Origin of the sequence: Vibrio mediterranei, assembly GCF_900088415.1 — a bacterium.
GTDB classification, from domain to species: Bacteria; Pseudomonadota; Gammaproteobacteria; order Enterobacterales; family Vibrionaceae; genus Vibrio; species Vibrio mediterranei.
The window spans coordinates 114,292-129,110 of the sequence record NZ_FLLQ01000007.1 but is presented as its reverse complement, the minus strand read 5'-3'; the positions used below and the strand labels follow the sequence as shown (position 1 = coordinate 129,110).

The window sequence follows — 14,819 nt, the reverse complement described above, 5'->3', positions numbered from 1 at the left end:
TCTTGGCTTACGCCGAAACTTCTACTGCACCTTTGGCAATACGAGTTTTGTATGCTTTCACGCTAAAGCGCTCATCTTCCATACAAGTACCTGTTGCTAGGTTAAAGCGTTGTTTCTTAAGAGGGCTTGCTACCCAAAGCTCGCCTTGGTGCTCAACAATTAATCCACGTGATAGCACGTTAGATTGGTAGAACGGGTCCATGTTGCTGATCGCCATCACTTCTTCAGCGGCCGTTGGGCGGAAAATAGCAACCTGTTTGCCATCCACCAATGCACATACGCCAGTGCCAGGGATGATGTCTTGGATATCACATACTTTTTGAAATGCCATGATTACTTCTCCAACTCAACGTGTAGGATGTCACCTTTAGCTTCTGGGTGTTTCTCTGTAAATGTCGCTGGACGGTGTTGCTCACGCTCTTGAACGAAAACAACATTGTCATCGCGAAGATCGCTGTTGATGAAGTGAGAGAAGCGTTTAAGCTGAGACTCATCTTCAATTGTGTTCTTCCATTCGCAGCTGTAGTCACCCACTAGACGCTGTACATCGGCTTCTAACTGTTCGTTGATGCCAAGTTTGTTATCAACGATCACCTCACGTAGATAGTCGACGCCGCCTTCCATGTTTTCCATCCAAACTGAAGTACGTTGTAGCGGTGCAGCAGTACGGATATAGAACATCATGAAACGGTCGATATATTGAATTAGCGTTGCTTCATCTAAGTCAGAAGCCAGTAGGTCTGCGTGACGTGGCTTCATACCACCGTTACCACATACATACATGTTCCAGCCAGCATCCGTCGCGATAATACCCAAGTCTTTACCTTGAGCCTCAGCACACTCACGAGTACAGCCAGAAACGCCAAACTTCATCTTATGAGGAGTACGAATACCTTTGTAACGGTTCTCGATGCGTGACCCCAGGCCAACAGAATCTTGAACACCATAACGACACCATGTTGAACCCACGCAAGTCTTGGCCATGCGAAGTGCTTTGGCATACGCTTGACCAGTCTCGTAGCCAGCCGCAATCAGTTTTTTCCAGATAGCAGGAAGGTCGTCTTTTTGCGCACCAAATAGACCAATACGTTGAGCACCCGTGACTTTGGTATATAAGCTGTACTCTGCTGCCACTTCAGCAAGCACTTTCAGTGCTTCAGGAGTAACTTCACCACCCGCCATACGAGGAATGACAGAGTAAGTACCGTCTTTTTGAATGTTACCTAGGAAGTTGTCGTTGGTATCGTGCAGTTTCACAAGCTCAGGCTTAAGAATATGCTCGCCCCAGCAAGACGCTAAAATAGAGCCTGCAAGAGGTTTACACACTTCACAGCCGTAACCTTTACCGTGTTTCTCAAGTAGTTCTTCGAACGTCTTGATTTCTTCGATACGAATTAAGTGGAACAGCTCTTGGCGAGAGTAAGCAAAGTGTTCACAAACGTCGTTTTTAACTTCGATGCCTGATTTTGCTAGTTCAGCATTAAGGACCGAGGTAACAAGAGGGATACAACCGCCACAGCCCGTACCTGCGCCAGTCACTGCTTTAATATCGCCAATCGTGTGGTGACCGTCAGCAACAGCTTGTGCAATCTTGCCTTTAGTGACATCAAAACAAGAACAGATAACGGCTGATTCAGGTAGAGAATCTGCACCTAGTGTCGGCTTTTCAGCACCAGCATGCGCAGGTAGAATCAAAGTATCAGGGTGCTCTGGAAGTTCGATTTCATTGAGCTTAAGCTGAAGTAGATCGCCGTAATCAGAAGTATCGCCAACCATTACAGCACCAAGCAACTTCTTGCCATCTTCAGAAACAATCAAACGCTTGTAAACTTCCTGTTCTTCGTTTTGGTATACGAAGCTCTTACAACCAGGAGTACGGCCATTTGCATCGCCAATAGAGCCCACTTTTACGCCAAGTAGCTTTAACTTAGCGCTCATATCTGCGCCTTCAAACTGACTGTCGTTACCTACCAAGTGGTCAACAGCAACTGTCGCCATTTTATAACCAGGAGCAACTAACCCGTAGAAAGTACGGTTCCACGAAGCGCACTCACCAATCGCATAAATATCTTGGTCAGTAGTTTGAGCGAAGTTGTTAATTTCGATACCGCCACGAGGTGCAACACCTAAGCCCATCTGACGAGCAAGTTTGTCTTGTGGACGGATACCCGCAGAGAACACGATGAAATCTACTTCAAGATCAGTACCGTCAGCAAACACCATAGTGTTGCGGGCTTCATTACCCTCGGCTTTGATTTCAAGTGTATTTTTGCTTGTGTGAACCTGAACGCCCATACGTTCAATCTTGTTGCGAAGTTGCAAACCACCTTGAAGGTCTAACTGTTCCGCCATTAATACTGGAGCGAATTCCACAACGTGTGTCTCGACGCCCAGTGCTTTAAGTGCTCCGGCTGCTTCTAAACCAAGTAGACCGCCACCAACAACAACGCCGCGTTTACTCTTTTTCGCCGTTGCTTCAATAGCTTTTAGGTCTTCGATAGTACGATAAACAAAACAGTCTTTGCTCTCGTTACCTTTAATAGGTGGTACAAATGGGTAGGAGCCTGTTGCGAGAATAAGCTTGTCGTACTTAATTTCACGACCAGTACTTGAATAAACGATTTTGTTTTCGCGGTTAACGTTGATTGCGCGTTCACCAATAAGGACATTGATGCCGTGCTTTTCGTAGAAACCTTCTTTAACTAGGGAAAGTTCGTCTGCAGTGTGGTGTGAAAAGTAAGAGGAGAGGTGGACGCGGTCATAAGCGACGCGTGGTTCTTCGCAGAAAACGGTGACGTCATAGTTAGCCATATCGGTTTTCTCGACTAAGTCCTCGAGATAACGATGACCAACCATGCCGTTTCCTATCACGACAAGCTTCATCTTGCTCATATTAATACCTAAGTGTTAGTTCTTCGAATCTTCGAGCATTGTTAAATGTGAAAGAAAATTAAAACATGATGTAAATCAATTACACTTTTAAACTACTCTAAAGTGGTAGGTGGGGTGATTAACTAATCAACAAGTTAATAGTAGAAGAAGCTATTTATAGGGGAAAAGCATAGCAATCGTTTTGCCTCAAGGGTGAACGCAGATTAGCATAGATATATTTGTCATACAATAGTGCTGTTTTTACATATATTGTAATTTACCTACATAAACCATGTAAATTGTATGGTTTATAAGCAAATGCCATATGTATATGGGATTTTGTTCTATAAACTTATGTTTTCATTATCCTAGGGTATTTATAACCACATTATAAATAAGGTTAGTTGGCGCGAATTACGTTCGTAAGTTGAATTACAAGGAGGAGATATGAAACGACTTCATATCCAAGCAGTAATCGCTACCTTTGTCCTAGGACTACTCTTCGGTTGTAATGGAAGTGGGGGAGACTCCAGCTCAGGTAATCAGACACAGACTCAAACCATTCCGACATCTCAGCTTTCGCTGCCTGAACAATTGGAGGTAGTGACCAATGAAAACGACTAAACTAATTCCACTTGCCTTGGCGCTAGCTCCTGTCACTATTCAAGCCGCATACAACGACGCGGGTACAGACTATACGCTCGCAGAGCAGCGTACACATGTCTGGAACGAAGCATTAGAACCTATTGAACTCGTGAACAGCATTCTGTGTTTTACGGCGCAGTTCAACAGTGTCGAGTTCGCTAACCAAGGGCCTTACTTGGTGTTAGCTGATGAATCGGTGTGCTTTGACGAAGATAAATCCGGTGATAGCGGACAATCATCAGGCGCGAGTAATCAAACACAATTAATGAAGGCGGTAAGTACGGTTGTTCGAGAGTCTGACTCAGACCCGCTACTCGTCAGTGTATGGCTTCCAGATATGGGACAAAGTGACGAAGGGGAACAAGCGATTAAGTTCAAAGCGGAAATCCGCAATGGCTCTACTGATGCTAATCCATTTGGTGACTTCACCTTTAACTTCGACTTCTTTGATAATTTTGACCAAAACAATCAATCAGGAGGAGGTGAAGTCCAAACTATCTCCGATCTTGATGGCCAAATTGGTTTCACACTTTATGAGCAGGGTAGCCACGGTGGTAACGAAAGCTATAAACAATGTGCCAGTGTGGTCATGTCAGAAGATAAAACTACGGGTGTTGCGTTAACGGGGATGGAATACTCCGGTCAATATGGTAGTGGAGGTCAGACGTTTGCACTCGCGTTTAATGAAAATCGCGTATTAGTTCAGAGCACCAATGGTAGTTTTGATGATTTGCCTTACAAGTCAGGAGACTTTGCAACTGGCACTCAATGCTTGAGTCGTACTGAGTTTACATCACACGTTCATCGTTACGACTTATTTGGCGCAACGACAGGAGCTGCGGTCGAACTCAATAGCGGTTTTCCTATTCGTTATGACTCTACGGATAATGGTAATAACGATAGCTATGGTTTTATAGGTTACTGGGGGCTTTGGACCGAAAGCGGCCATCAGTTCAGTAATGGTGACACCGTAGTGAAAGATAACGACGAACAGCAGGAAACTCTGACTATCGTGACAGCACCGGGTCGTCTAATAAAGAACACAGTGAACTCGTTAGCGCTCACTGAATTAGCTGGGATCGACTTTAACTATTGGGATGATGATGTCTATCAAGACAGCTCTTTCGATCAATGGGTCGTGAACTATAGCAATCAACAATTCGTGAAAGTTGGTAAGCTGTCTTGGACGGATAATGGTCCGAGTGTGACTCAGCTAGAAACACCAATCGTAATATCGCTTAGCGATTACGACAGTCTATATATGTATTCTGAGCAGCTCGGCGGAGAGGTGAAGTATCTTAATGGAGAGGATAGTATAACTTACTATGTCCAAACCTTTATTGATGGGTCACAAAGCGGTGATGCTGCACTTCCTAACAACGGTACCATTACGCTAACTTGTTACGATAATTGCCCTATAGGTACCATTGATGACCAACATATCACCCAATATTGGGGAGAGAATAGCCCATTTGAAACTGAGCATGGCACCGCGTATCAGTTTACGTTCTCGATTGATGGTGTTAATGCACTGACGCTCGTTAGCGTAGCCAGCGGCGAAGCGGTTCACTTCGACTCGTCTATCACCTCATCAAGCCTTGAATCTACACCACACCATTGGGGGTTGAGAACAGGGCCAATGGTTCTATCGTCACAGTCTATTTCTAATCCATGGGAAATCTACGATCCTAACGTTGTGCAAGAATTTTATGTGTGGGAAACAGGGGTCAATGAGTGGAATCGATTGACTACAGTACGTAATGAATCGGGGGATATTGTCAGTTTCGACCGCCCAATTCAGTTTAGTTATGTTCATACCACTAACAATGACCGAAATGGTGATGCTGGTGATTATGCAAACCAAACCTTTATGCTTAACTATGGAGGGAATGGTGATCTATGGGGCATTCCAAGTATCAAAAATGACGAGGACGACCATTATCGTGCTGCCTTTTCAATCGGCGATGGCGTAGTTATGGGAGGAAGCAGTCAATACGTTATAAAAGCTCGTGAAATTGAAGAGTTGATGAAACCTTTGGCAACGTCTGAGTGCAACGCATTAACCTTGCAAGACCCTGCCGTAGCGGTACCAACTTCTGTCACGGGTAGTGCCGATATCGGTAGTATGCCTGAGGTGACAGGAGAGCCTTCAGTGATTGCAGGTGTAACACAATAAAATAAAGGGCTCCAAATCGGAGCCCATTTTTATCCAATAAACAACCAAACCCCAACGCCACACATGAGTGTTCCCGCAATCCGGTTCATGGTCCGTACGTTGTTTGCATTACCCAATGTTCGTTTCAATCCTTTTCCGCCAGTCGCGTAGATAGTCATACAAACAAACTCACTGACCAAAATAATTCCGAGCATGATCGATACTTGTCCAAACATTGGCTTTGACTGGTCGATAAATGGGGGAAGCAGCGAAATCATAAATGCCCAACCTTTGGGATTGGCAATAGCGGTAACAAAGCCTTGAACGACTAGATCCCAATCTTTGTGCTCGGTTTGTTGTTCAACGTCAGAAGTGATGGCTAGTTTGCCGCGTGAACGCCACATTTGGATACCAAGGTAGAACAGATAAGTCGCGCCTACGGCTTTAAAGACAGTGAATACTTCTGGGTATTTCAACATGACGGCAGCGATACCTAAGAGAGCGGCAAGAGAGACGGCGGCAACACCGAGCAACTCACCGACCATCATCCACAGCGTACGTCGGTAGCCAATACTCATACCCATTGTAAGAGCCAGTGTCATGCACATACCTGGCGTAATGGAAACAAAGAAAAAAGTGGGGATGAATATTGAGAGCGTTGCCCAGTCCATAGTGATGCTTTTTAGAATATTTAACAATTTAGCTATTAATATCAGAGATTTCGTGACAGAACTATCAATTTGTTAAACAGAATGGAATATTTTGGGCTAGAGAAAGGTTGGAGTTAAATAGAGTCGTTAGGTAACGTGAAGGATAAAATATGGATATATGGTTAAATATTAGACGCATTGACCACTAAAGCCAAAGTTACCTAAATCATAACACTTTGACATACACAATGTTTACATCCATTGTTGTTGAGCTATCCAATAACGTACATAGGAATCTAAGAAATGGAATTCAAAAAAACCATTCGTCGACTGAGTACTATCGTCATTGCATCTCTCACTGCTGTGGCAACCTTTCAAGTGCAAGCTGACGATAAAGTTTACCGCTTAAAACTGGCAGAAACCTGGGGGCCTAATACGCCAATTCTGGGTGATGCGAGTAAGAATATGGCGAAGTTAGCCAAAGAAATGTCGAATGGACGCTTGATCATTCGAATCGACTCAGCCAACAAACACAAAGCACCTTTAGGTGTGTTTGATATGGTTAAGTCGGGTCAATATGACCTTGGTCACTCAAGTTCATACTACTGGAAAGGTAAGGTACCTAATACGCTGTATTTCTCATCGATGCCATTTGGTATGACAACGATGGAGCAGTATTCGTGGTTCTATCATGGTGGGGGTCTAGAGCTCATGCAGCAAGTCTATTCACCTCATAATTTGTTGTCGTTCCCTGGCGGAAACTCAGACATACAAATGGGTGGTTGGTTTAAAAAAGAGATCAACACCGTTGAGGATCTGCAAGGTTTGAAGATGCGTATCCCTGGCTTTGCTGGTGAGGTGTTAGCGAAAGTTGGCGCGAAACCAACCAACATCGCGCCGGGCGAACTGTATACCTCATTAGAGCGAGGAACAATTGACGCATTAGAATGGGTAGGACCTGCCTTTGATCTACGAATGGGTTTTCAAAAAATCGCACCTTATTACTACACAGCATGGCATGAACCAGGCTCTGAAACACAATTCTTAGTCAACAAGAAAGTGTGGGAGTCTCTGCCAGCTGATCTACAAATCATCTTAGAAACCTCATTCCGCGTTGCCGCGTTTGATATGTACACCCAAGCTTTGCATGAGAATGCGAACAGTTGGTCTAAGATGAGTTCAGAGTATCCGAATATTAAAGTCCGTTCTTTCCCACCAGAAGTGATCAATGCTCTAAAAGCAGCAAATGAAGAACTGCTTCAGCAGCAGGCGGCTAACGATAAGCTGGCGAAAGAGATTCTTGATTCACAAGCTAATTATCTAGTGAAGATGCGTGAATGGACGAACATCTCACTTCAAGCTTACCTAAACGAACAGGCCAACTAACTACAGTGGTTAGATTGAAAGAAAACACCCCGCATTATGCGGGGTGTTTTTTTATAGCGGTGCTCGACTAGTGAATGAAATATCCTTTCCATGGCCAGAGCCAATCATGACCGCTTCAAAAATAGGGGCTGACGCTTGGTTTGGATTTGACCATTCGATTAAGAAATTGGCCCCAGCACCTCCACTGACTTCACGCTTCTCAACCAAGTATTCAGAACTGGACATTGCCTCAAGTTTGTAGCCTTCTGAGACAAACTGACGAATAAGTTGGCCGTTGGTGTCATAGTAATTGATGCTATGGATATTAATACTTGAGTTAGGGTCAGTGTTACGCACGACTAAGGTGCTTTCCAGCAATACGGCTTTACCACCATCGGTATAAATATGTGAATAGACAGGAACATAGGAACGCGCGGTATCACCAAGACTGCCATTGGTTACTTTTAGAGAAGTTCTTTCTATTTGTTGTGCCTGGTGGCTAAGCTTCTCTTCTATCGTATCAACAGATTTCACTAGTGTACCAAGATAGATAGCGAGTCCGATGACAAGTATGGTGGAGATAATGGACACGAATTGGCTAGCATTTTGTTTTGCAGTCATAAAGTCTCCTGTTATTGTTTAGTTCACTAAAACTATTATATTCGTAATCTCGAGATAGGTGTCATAAATTGCTTCAAATCAGAGGGTTATGAGTTAAGTTTTCTGTTAGCAATTGTGTTTTTTGAGGTGTTTGAGCCTTTTCTAAGAAGCATGTTGGAATAAAAGTTAAGAAGTTTTACTTATCCTTTGGGAACATCACGATGTGAGCGTTTTTTGGGGTCATGAACGATAGCAAGATCTCTGAGTTTGGTTTCATCAATAATGACACTACGAACCTTGTCATTGCGCTTGGCTTCATACATAGCGAAGTCTGTATAGATAAGTAACTGCTTGATACTCAACTCACTAGTGTCTGGTAAGAAGACTCCAACAGAGGCATACAGCGTTAATACAACCCCGGAGCCGCGCACTATAAACGGATAGCTTTCTAGTTGGTCTAATATTGTTCTGAGTTCATTAGGGTCGAATTCTGTGATAGCAACGAACTCGTCACCACCGAACCGGTAAATTTGACCATCAATGGTTTCTTTCAAACGTTTGGCGTAGCAACGTAATACTTGGTCACCGACCGTATGACCATAAGTGTCGTTAATGTGTTTAAAGCGATTAAGGTCGATGTAAATGAGTCCGTGGCCTTTTTCTAGAGCCTGTTTACGGATACGGTTTAAAGCATGACGATTTTTAAGTTTAGTCAGTGCATCATGATTGGCACGATGATTGGTGATGTAACCGAAGAAAAAGGTCACTAGCACTAGCAGCGCTAACAGTGTATTGATGATATTTAATCGACGTTTGTCACTCTCTTTTTCATTCAGTTCACGCCAGTTTGCTGGTGGCTGATAACGGCGGTTGATTGAGTTGGCGTCGATAAAGTCTAAGGTTCTATTAAACAACTGAGCGAGAAACTCGCCACGTTCAGTTTTAGGAAACCCAAAACTCAACTCAGATTGATAAAAAGGACGAAAGTAACGGTCTTGAGTCACGTTGGTTATATTGTGTTCGTATAATAGTGTGTCTAACGTGACTTGACTGGTAATAGCGTAATCGACTTCCCCGGTAGTAAGTCCGTTAATGAGCTTTTTAGTATCACCGTAGTAAACCAGAGTTTTATTGGGCAATGAACGGCGAGTGATGGAGGCAAACACATCGTTTTCCACTACGCCGACTTTTTCCGCGAACAGTTCGGAAATATGTCGGTAGACTTCCTCTTTATAACCTATGCGCTTGGCGATGGCACCATGAATAGACGCGTAGGGACGGCTGAAGTTAAGTATACGCTGACGGTGTTTTATGTCAGCAATAGGGGTCGTCACGTCACGTTCACCCAAGGTGAGCTTTTGCAAAGATACTGACCACGATTCAGTAGGGTCGTAGACCATTCGGCATTTTAGTTGGTTGAGTTTGCAAATTTGCTTTGCAAACTCAACAGAAATGCCCTCTGGTTGTCCATTCGCTCCTGAAAACACATACGGTGGGCGAGGGTTAAGATAAATCTCAATAACAGAGTCGAGGTCTAAGCCACTGGATTTAACTTTGTGTCTCAGTTGTTTAATAGCAATTTCGGTAATGTAACTGTCGATGTAACGACGGATTTCTTTTTGAACAGAGTCTTTTGCAATAATGTCACTAAAAGCCGCTAATAGTGGTTTATTTTCTTGCTTGTTGGTAATAATCGATACAGGTGGAATGGAGACTTGGTCATTGATCGATGTTGCTTTAAACCCCGCAGATAAAAAGCTCTCTAATTGTAGGAAAGTGCCAATATAGCCATCTATATTACCTGCCAATAAGCTCTCAAATGCAACGCCATTGTCATTGAACCCCAATACACGTTTGTCGGGATAGTATCTCTGAATTATGTCGTTAAACGCCGTTCCCATTGTTGTTCCAATGACATGCATTTCATCAAACGACTCGCCACCTCTGTTAAATAAATAGGTTGGTTCAATGTTGATGGGCTCAGAGAAGATGAATCGTGAAGCTCGACTCTTGGTATAGGTTATATTAGCGACAAAGTCTATTTTACCGTCTTCAACTGCATCTAATCGCTCACCAAATATAGGATAGTCTGCGTACTGAAAAGAGATATTGGATTGTTTTTCAATAGTAGAAAAAATAAAACGAGCGATAAAGTCTCGTTCATGAGCCGCGACAATATAGGTATCCGACTGAGCTAGAGTTGTGTGCGTGGTTCCTAGTAAAACGATCAAAACAACCATGCGAGTGAGCATGGTTTTAAAAGTGAGCACACATTTAAGTTTCAACTCCAATAACTCCTTCCTTGGGGTGAATCAGAGGTACAGACATAGTTTAATAATAGATATGAAGAATACAACGTTAACTGGCTGAATTAAAAATAAAAGCTGGTTTATTTTCGAAAACTGAGAAGGGCGTGTTGCTCCTTGAATGAATAGCGCATGATTATAAGAAAGTTGAAGTTTGAGTAAGTGTTCTTATGAGGGGCAAAGCGACGGACGAAGGATCTTAAAAAGGCTACCTAAGACTGAGGTAGCCTTTGTTTCTTTTCTAATTTAAACCATTACCGCATCGTCGGCGTTATCTGGACCATTGTCGCGCTTGGCGATATGCAAACCCCACATAGCTAACAACGCCATGATCAACATGATTACGCCCAGTGGTAGCTGGCTAGTAGCAGGTATAACAGATGCGCCTAAGGTTGCTAAACCGGCACCGAGATTTTGCATACCTCCTAACACAGCACCACCTGTTCCCGCGTGGTTTGGGAAAGGGGTTAAGGCACCTGTAGTCGCTGCAGGGAACAAAACACCTGCGCCAAGAAAGTAAACCGTAGAGCCGATAGTAAGTGTCCAAGCGTCGGTCGAGCCTTGTAACCCAGGCACAAGGACGACCGCTGAGCCTACAAGTATCGAAACCAAACCAAACTTAAATGCTGCGTTGTTACCATGCCGTTTTGCGATAATGGAAGAGAACCCAGCACCAAGTAAATAACCTGGAATTGGTAATACAAACAGGATGCTTACCATCAGTGCCGAAAGCTTTAAAACACCACCAAACAACACACCAGCAGCGGCTTCAAACACGGCAACGCCTGCAAAGGTAGCAACTAAGCAAATGACATAGCCCTGAAAACGCTTGTCAGAAAGCACAAATCGGTAGTTATCCATCGCCGAACTTTGGCTACGTCTCTCAACTGGAAGAGTTTCGACCAATTTAGAAGCCATAACTATGACAACTGCTACGGCAAACAGAGTCAAAAAAAGGTAGCTAGAGCGCCAACCCATAGTTTCAGTTAACACACCACCAAGCACGGGCGCGAGCAATGGCGAAAAAATTACGCACATGCTAATGATGCTGTTGGCTCTGTGTAGTTCTTCGCCTGAAAAGCAGTCTCGAGAAAGAGTTCGTGACATTGCGCCGCCGCTACCAATTCCCGCACCTTGAATGAAGCTGCCCAGTAGAAAGAGTTCAAAAGAATGTGCGAACAAGCTTATAAGCGCTCCGATTAGATAGATAACAAGGCCAACGATAATAATTGGCTTGCGACCTAATCGATCAGACAGTGGGCCGTAGATGAACTGAGACAAACCATAAGGAATCAAATAGCACGCCATTACTGCCTGGAGCATCGCTGGATTAACGCGGAACTCTAGCGCCATTTGCCCAATTGACGGTACATACATTGTCTGCGTCATTTGGCCAACGGCTGTCAAAATTGCGATTAAAAAGGTCAGCTTTGCTAATGGATATTTAGATGCCATTTCGTTTCTGTCTCGTCTCTGCGTGGTTCGTGCTTTTTGTTGTTCAAATTCGCCACTATGGGCGGTAGGGCGCAGATATTAGAGTTTGAAATAGAATCAATCAATAGAAAAGTGTGATGACAGTCACGATAAATATTTTGATTTTCCATAACTAAAACTAATGCGAACTTCGGGTGAAGTTCGCATTGGTGGTTATTTGCTTGCGACTTGAGTGACCAGGTCTAGTGTTGTGTTTTGAGCGAGGTCATGTTGATATACGTGAACGTCTCTTTGTGGGAAAGGAATACTGATCCCATTGCGGTCCAGTTGTTTCTTCACCTCTTCGGTCACTTCCCAATATACATCCCAATAGTCTTCTGTTCGTACCCACGGTCGAACAATAAAATCGACAGAGCTTTCATTAAGTGTATGTACATAGATCATCGGCTCTGGAGATTTAAGTACTTTCGGGTGCTGCTGCAAGATGTCAGAAAAGACCTGTTTCGCTTGATCTATATCGTCGCCGTAGCCAATACCAAAGGTCATATCAACACGTCGAGTTTTCTCTGCGGTAATATTATTGATAGTATCGCCCCAAATCTTATTATTCGGAATGACTAATCTTTGATTATCAACAGTCCGTATGGTCGTTGATACTAAGCTCATATGGCTCACTGTTCCTGATATGCCGGCAACCTTGACCAGATCTCCTACATCAAAAGGACGATAGATGAGTATCATCATGCCAGACGCAAAGTTAGACAAGGTATCTTGTAATGCAAAACCAATAATTACACCCGCCACTCCAAAACCAGTCAATAGCGGTCCTAACTCTATACCAAGCTGTGATAAGGCTATAAGCAGCCCTAGAGCCGTTACTCCTTTTTGTGCCATTGAAACAAAGAAATCTTGCATCAAAACACTGAATTTCATTGTTGAATGGCTAACGCTCTTCCTAACCGCCTTACCAACAATTTTAGCGAACGAACGTGACAACCAGAGTATGACGCCAAAGACGAATATCTTCACAATTAGTGACGGAGTATGCTCCATCGCCCAATCTTTAAATGCGCCTAACCACTCTTTCATGAGCCCGACAATTACGCTGAAATCGAGAACGTCCGTGCTAATATCCCCCGTTACAGTGAATAACAGCTGTTTATACTCTGTAGTGTCAACACCGTAGTTTTCCAACAGGGTAATACTGGACTCTAAGCTAAGAATAAGTAAATTAATCTGACCAGAAATTCGGATCCCATCTTCTTGCAATCCTGCTTTACCGTCTTCTGGTACGTAAGCAAGTCGGTCATTAATGTCACTTAGTTGGCTATCTAAGAAAAGAACAGAGTTATATAAAAAGTCAGCACGTTTCTGTAAGTCTTGCTCTAATTGAGTTTCCGCTTTTGAAATGTCTACCCCTAATTCAGCGGCCCAAGATAACGTGGTGGACAGATCAGCATAATACTCATCCATCGCGGTAATACGTTTTTGCATTGCAAACTGAACGGTATCTTTTTCAGTGTCGCTCGCAATTTTGGATGCGTCGGAAAGTCGTTTAAGGTCTTGGTCGTTTGCCGCGAGTAATGTTTGTAAGAGGTGAATTTGTTGTGTAACAAGCTGCTTGTTCTCATCTACTTGGTTTTTATGTTGCAACTGTTCCGCAAGTGATTGTCTCAACGCGTCGTTTTTTCTGTCGATAATACTCTCTTCGAAACGGTTAAGTTCAGCCTGCTTTTGTAATGTATTTATGTCCTGTTGAAGTGCATCCATTTGCGCGAAGAGTGGGCTTGCAGTACCTACAGATGTGGCATGTCTATCTTCGGCTAGCGTAACAGGAGAGGCACATCCAATTGCCAATGCTAAAACAAGAGTTAATTTGCTTTTCATTCGCTGTCTCTGGTTGAGTTGATGTTGGATTATCGCTTAGCGATCCATGAGTAGGTTTTTTTAGCAAGCCATACTCCGGCTTTGGCTATCGCTGTGATTAGCGTAAAAAGAAAGGAAGCAATAGATGAGATTAACTCCCCTGTGCCAACCATCAGTTTGTAAGTGTCAGTGTGTTGAAATTCTCTATATGTCATATCGTGCCTCCTAAAGCGTTAAGCACATAGTAATGACAACGCATTATTGAATTTGTCATTTTGCGCCATTGTGGTCAGAAAGGAGCGAACTTTAGAGAAATGCTGAGCTGGGTTCGATATTGTTGGCAATAAAGCAGATATTTAGAATAGAAAAGTCAGTGTAAAAATTTATGAATAGGAATGGATAAGTTATTGAACTGCAATAAGCTTTCGAGTTAAAGCCGGCTAAGAGCCGGCTTTTTAGGTTGTATTTAAAGGGTAGGCTAAGTGAGTTTCATTTCTTGAATGATGTCTGACGCGATCTCTGGTTTGGTGCTCGTCGGTTTGGCGTGCAAGTCAGTTTTTAGTTGTCCTTTTCGGTTTCGCAAACCTGCTTCAAGCTTCTTCAACGCTGCGGAAATGGCTGGGTACATAATATCGTGGGTGGCTTTAGCTGATACTCTCACACCCTCATAATTGGTGAAAATTTCCACTTCGTGTTGGCCATGCTCTTTCTTGATAATGATGTCACAGCTGATCAACTGAGGAAAGTGAGCTGATACTTTGTCAAATTTGTTTTCAATCTCTTGACGAGACTCTTCGCCAATTGAAACGTGGTGGGTCTGAACGTTTATTTTCATTAATTGTACCTCTCCTTTCACTACGTCTTTTAAACGTAGCAAAGGAGGGCTATTTTGACAAAAATAGTTAGTACAAATGGAATAGAAATTGA

At 43.4% G+C, this 14,819-nt stretch carries 12 protein-coding genes; 3 read left to right on the top strand and 9 right to left on the bottom strand.

All coding sequences use genetic code 11. The annotated features are described in order from the left end of the window. Nucleotides 1–7: 7 nt before the first annotated feature. The gene (nirD, locus tag VME0621_RS19285; RefSeq protein ID WP_062459591.1) at nt 8–331 is read right to left on the bottom strand and encodes a nitrite reductase small subunit NirD; all 324 of its coding nucleotides are present in this window, start codon (nt 329–331) and stop codon (nt 8–10) included. A 2-nt stretch (nt 332–333) separates the two neighbouring features. Then, nucleotides 334–2,892: a nitrite reductase large subunit NirB gene (nirB, locus tag VME0621_RS19280; protein ID WP_006070702.1), complete on the bottom strand. Its 2,559-nt coding sequence runs from the start codon at nt 2,890–2,892 to the stop codon at nt 334–336. 426 nt (nt 2,893–3,318) lie between these two features. Here nirB and VME0621_RS26715 point away from each other — a divergent pair, with 426 nt between their 5' ends. After that, the gene (locus VME0621_RS26715; RefSeq protein ID WP_156750284.1) at nt 3,319–3,495 is read left to right on the top strand and encodes a hypothetical protein; all 177 of its coding nucleotides are present in this window, start codon (nt 3,319–3,321) and stop codon (nt 3,493–3,495) included. Next, nucleotides 3,482–5,692, top strand: coding sequence for a hypothetical protein (locus VME0621_RS19275; protein WP_062459594.1), 2,211 nt, complete (start codon nt 3,482–3,484; stop codon nt 5,690–5,692). The genes VME0621_RS26715 and VME0621_RS19275 overlap by 14 nt, the downstream gene beginning before the upstream one ends. Before the next feature lie 29 nt (nt 5,693–5,721). Here VME0621_RS19275 and VME0621_RS19270 read toward each other — a convergent pair whose 3' ends face one another. After that, a complete protein-coding gene (locus VME0621_RS19270; RefSeq protein WP_062459596.1) occupies nt 5,722–6,342 on the bottom strand; it encodes a LysE family translocator in 621 nt (206 codons plus the stop codon). 282 nt (nt 6,343–6,624) lie between these two features. Between VME0621_RS19270 and VME0621_RS19265 the strand changes: the two genes are divergently transcribed. Beyond that, the gene (locus VME0621_RS19265; RefSeq protein WP_062459599.1) at nt 6,625–7,707 is read left to right on the top strand and encodes a TRAP transporter substrate-binding protein; all 1,083 of its coding nucleotides are present in this window, start codon (nt 6,625–6,627) and stop codon (nt 7,705–7,707) included. Nucleotides 7,708–7,758: 51 nt separating this feature from the next. Here the strand turns inward: VME0621_RS19265 and VME0621_RS19260 are convergent, their stop codons facing one another. The 6 genes from VME0621_RS19260 to hpf all read right to left on the bottom strand — a co-directional run bounded on the left by VME0621_RS19260 (nt 7,759) and on the right by hpf (nt 14,727). After that, nucleotides 7,759–8,307 (bottom strand): DUF3124 domain-containing protein, encoded by a 549-nt coding sequence (locus VME0621_RS19260; protein ID WP_062459601.1) that lies wholly within the window; start codon nt 8,305–8,307, stop codon nt 7,759–7,761. Between the two features lie 179 nt (nt 8,308–8,486). Further along, complete coding sequence (locus VME0621_RS19255) at nt 8,487–10,571, bottom strand: transporter substrate-binding domain-containing diguanylate cyclase (protein ID WP_156750283.1); 2,085 nt, start codon at nt 10,569–10,571, stop codon at nt 8,487–8,489. A 267-nt stretch (nt 10,572–10,838) separates the two neighbouring features. Next, nucleotides 10,839–12,047 carry a multidrug efflux MFS transporter EmrD gene (gene emrD / locus VME0621_RS19250; protein WP_062459607.1) on the bottom strand — a complete coding sequence of 403 codons (1,209 nt, stop codon included), beginning with the start codon at nt 12,045–12,047 and terminating at the stop codon, nt 10,839–10,841. A gap of 192 nt (nt 12,048–12,239) precedes the next feature. Beyond that, nucleotides 12,240–13,913 (bottom strand): mechanosensitive ion channel domain-containing protein, encoded by a 1,674-nt coding sequence (locus VME0621_RS19245; RefSeq protein ID WP_062459610.1) that lies wholly within the window; start codon nt 13,911–13,913, stop codon nt 12,240–12,242. A 29-nt stretch (nt 13,914–13,942) separates the two neighbouring features. Then, nucleotides 13,943–14,107 (bottom strand): hypothetical protein, encoded by a 165-nt coding sequence (locus tag VME0621_RS26710; protein ID WP_006070692.1) that lies wholly within the window; start codon nt 14,105–14,107, stop codon nt 13,943–13,945. A gap of 263 nt (nt 14,108–14,370) precedes the next feature. Beyond that, nucleotides 14,371–14,727, bottom strand: a complete 357-nt coding sequence (hpf, locus tag VME0621_RS19240) for a ribosome hibernation-promoting factor, HPF/YfiA family (RefSeq protein ID WP_006070691.1) — start codon at nt 14,725–14,727, stop codon at nt 14,371–14,373. Nucleotides 14,728–14,819 lie beyond the last annotated feature (92 nt).

What these genes read in the sequence shown, in the direction of transcription:
- nirD (WP_062459591.1), bottom strand. Translation starts at nt 331, where the DNA reads ATGGCATTTCAAAAAGTATGTGATATCCAAGACATCATCCCTGGCACT.
- nirB (WP_006070702.1), bottom strand. Translation starts at nt 2,892, where the DNA reads ATGAGCAAGATGAAGCTTGTCGTGATAGGAAACGGCATGGTTGGTCAT.
- VME0621_RS26715 (WP_156750284.1), top strand. Translation starts at nt 3,319, where the DNA reads ATGAAACGACTTCATATCCAAGCAGTAATCGCTACCTTTGTCCTAGGA.
- VME0621_RS19275 (WP_062459594.1), top strand. Translation starts at nt 3,482, where the DNA reads ATGAAAACGACTAAACTAATTCCACTTGCCTTGGCGCTAGCTCCTGTC.
- VME0621_RS19270 (WP_062459596.1), bottom strand. Translation starts at nt 6,342, where the DNA reads ATGGACTGGGCAACGCTCTCAATATTCATCCCCACTTTTTTCTTTGTT.
- VME0621_RS19265 (WP_062459599.1), top strand. Translation starts at nt 6,625, where the DNA reads ATGGAATTCAAAAAAACCATTCGTCGACTGAGTACTATCGTCATTGCA.
- VME0621_RS19260 (WP_062459601.1), bottom strand. Translation starts at nt 8,307, where the DNA reads ATGACTGCAAAACAAAATGCTAGCCAATTCGTGTCCATTATCTCCACC.
- emrD (WP_062459607.1), bottom strand. Translation starts at nt 12,047, where the DNA reads ATGGCATCTAAATATCCATTAGCAAAGCTGACCTTTTTAATCGCAATT.
- VME0621_RS19245 (WP_062459610.1), bottom strand. Translation starts at nt 13,913, where the DNA reads ATGAAAAGCAAATTAACTCTTGTTTTAGCATTGGCAATTGGATGTGCC.
- VME0621_RS26710 (WP_006070692.1), bottom strand. Translation starts at nt 14,107, where the DNA reads ATGACATATAGAGAATTTCAACACACTGACACTTACAAACTGATGGTT.
- hpf (WP_006070691.1), bottom strand. Translation starts at nt 14,727, where the DNA reads ATGAAAATAAACGTTCAGACCCACCACGTTTCAATTGGCGAAGAGTCT.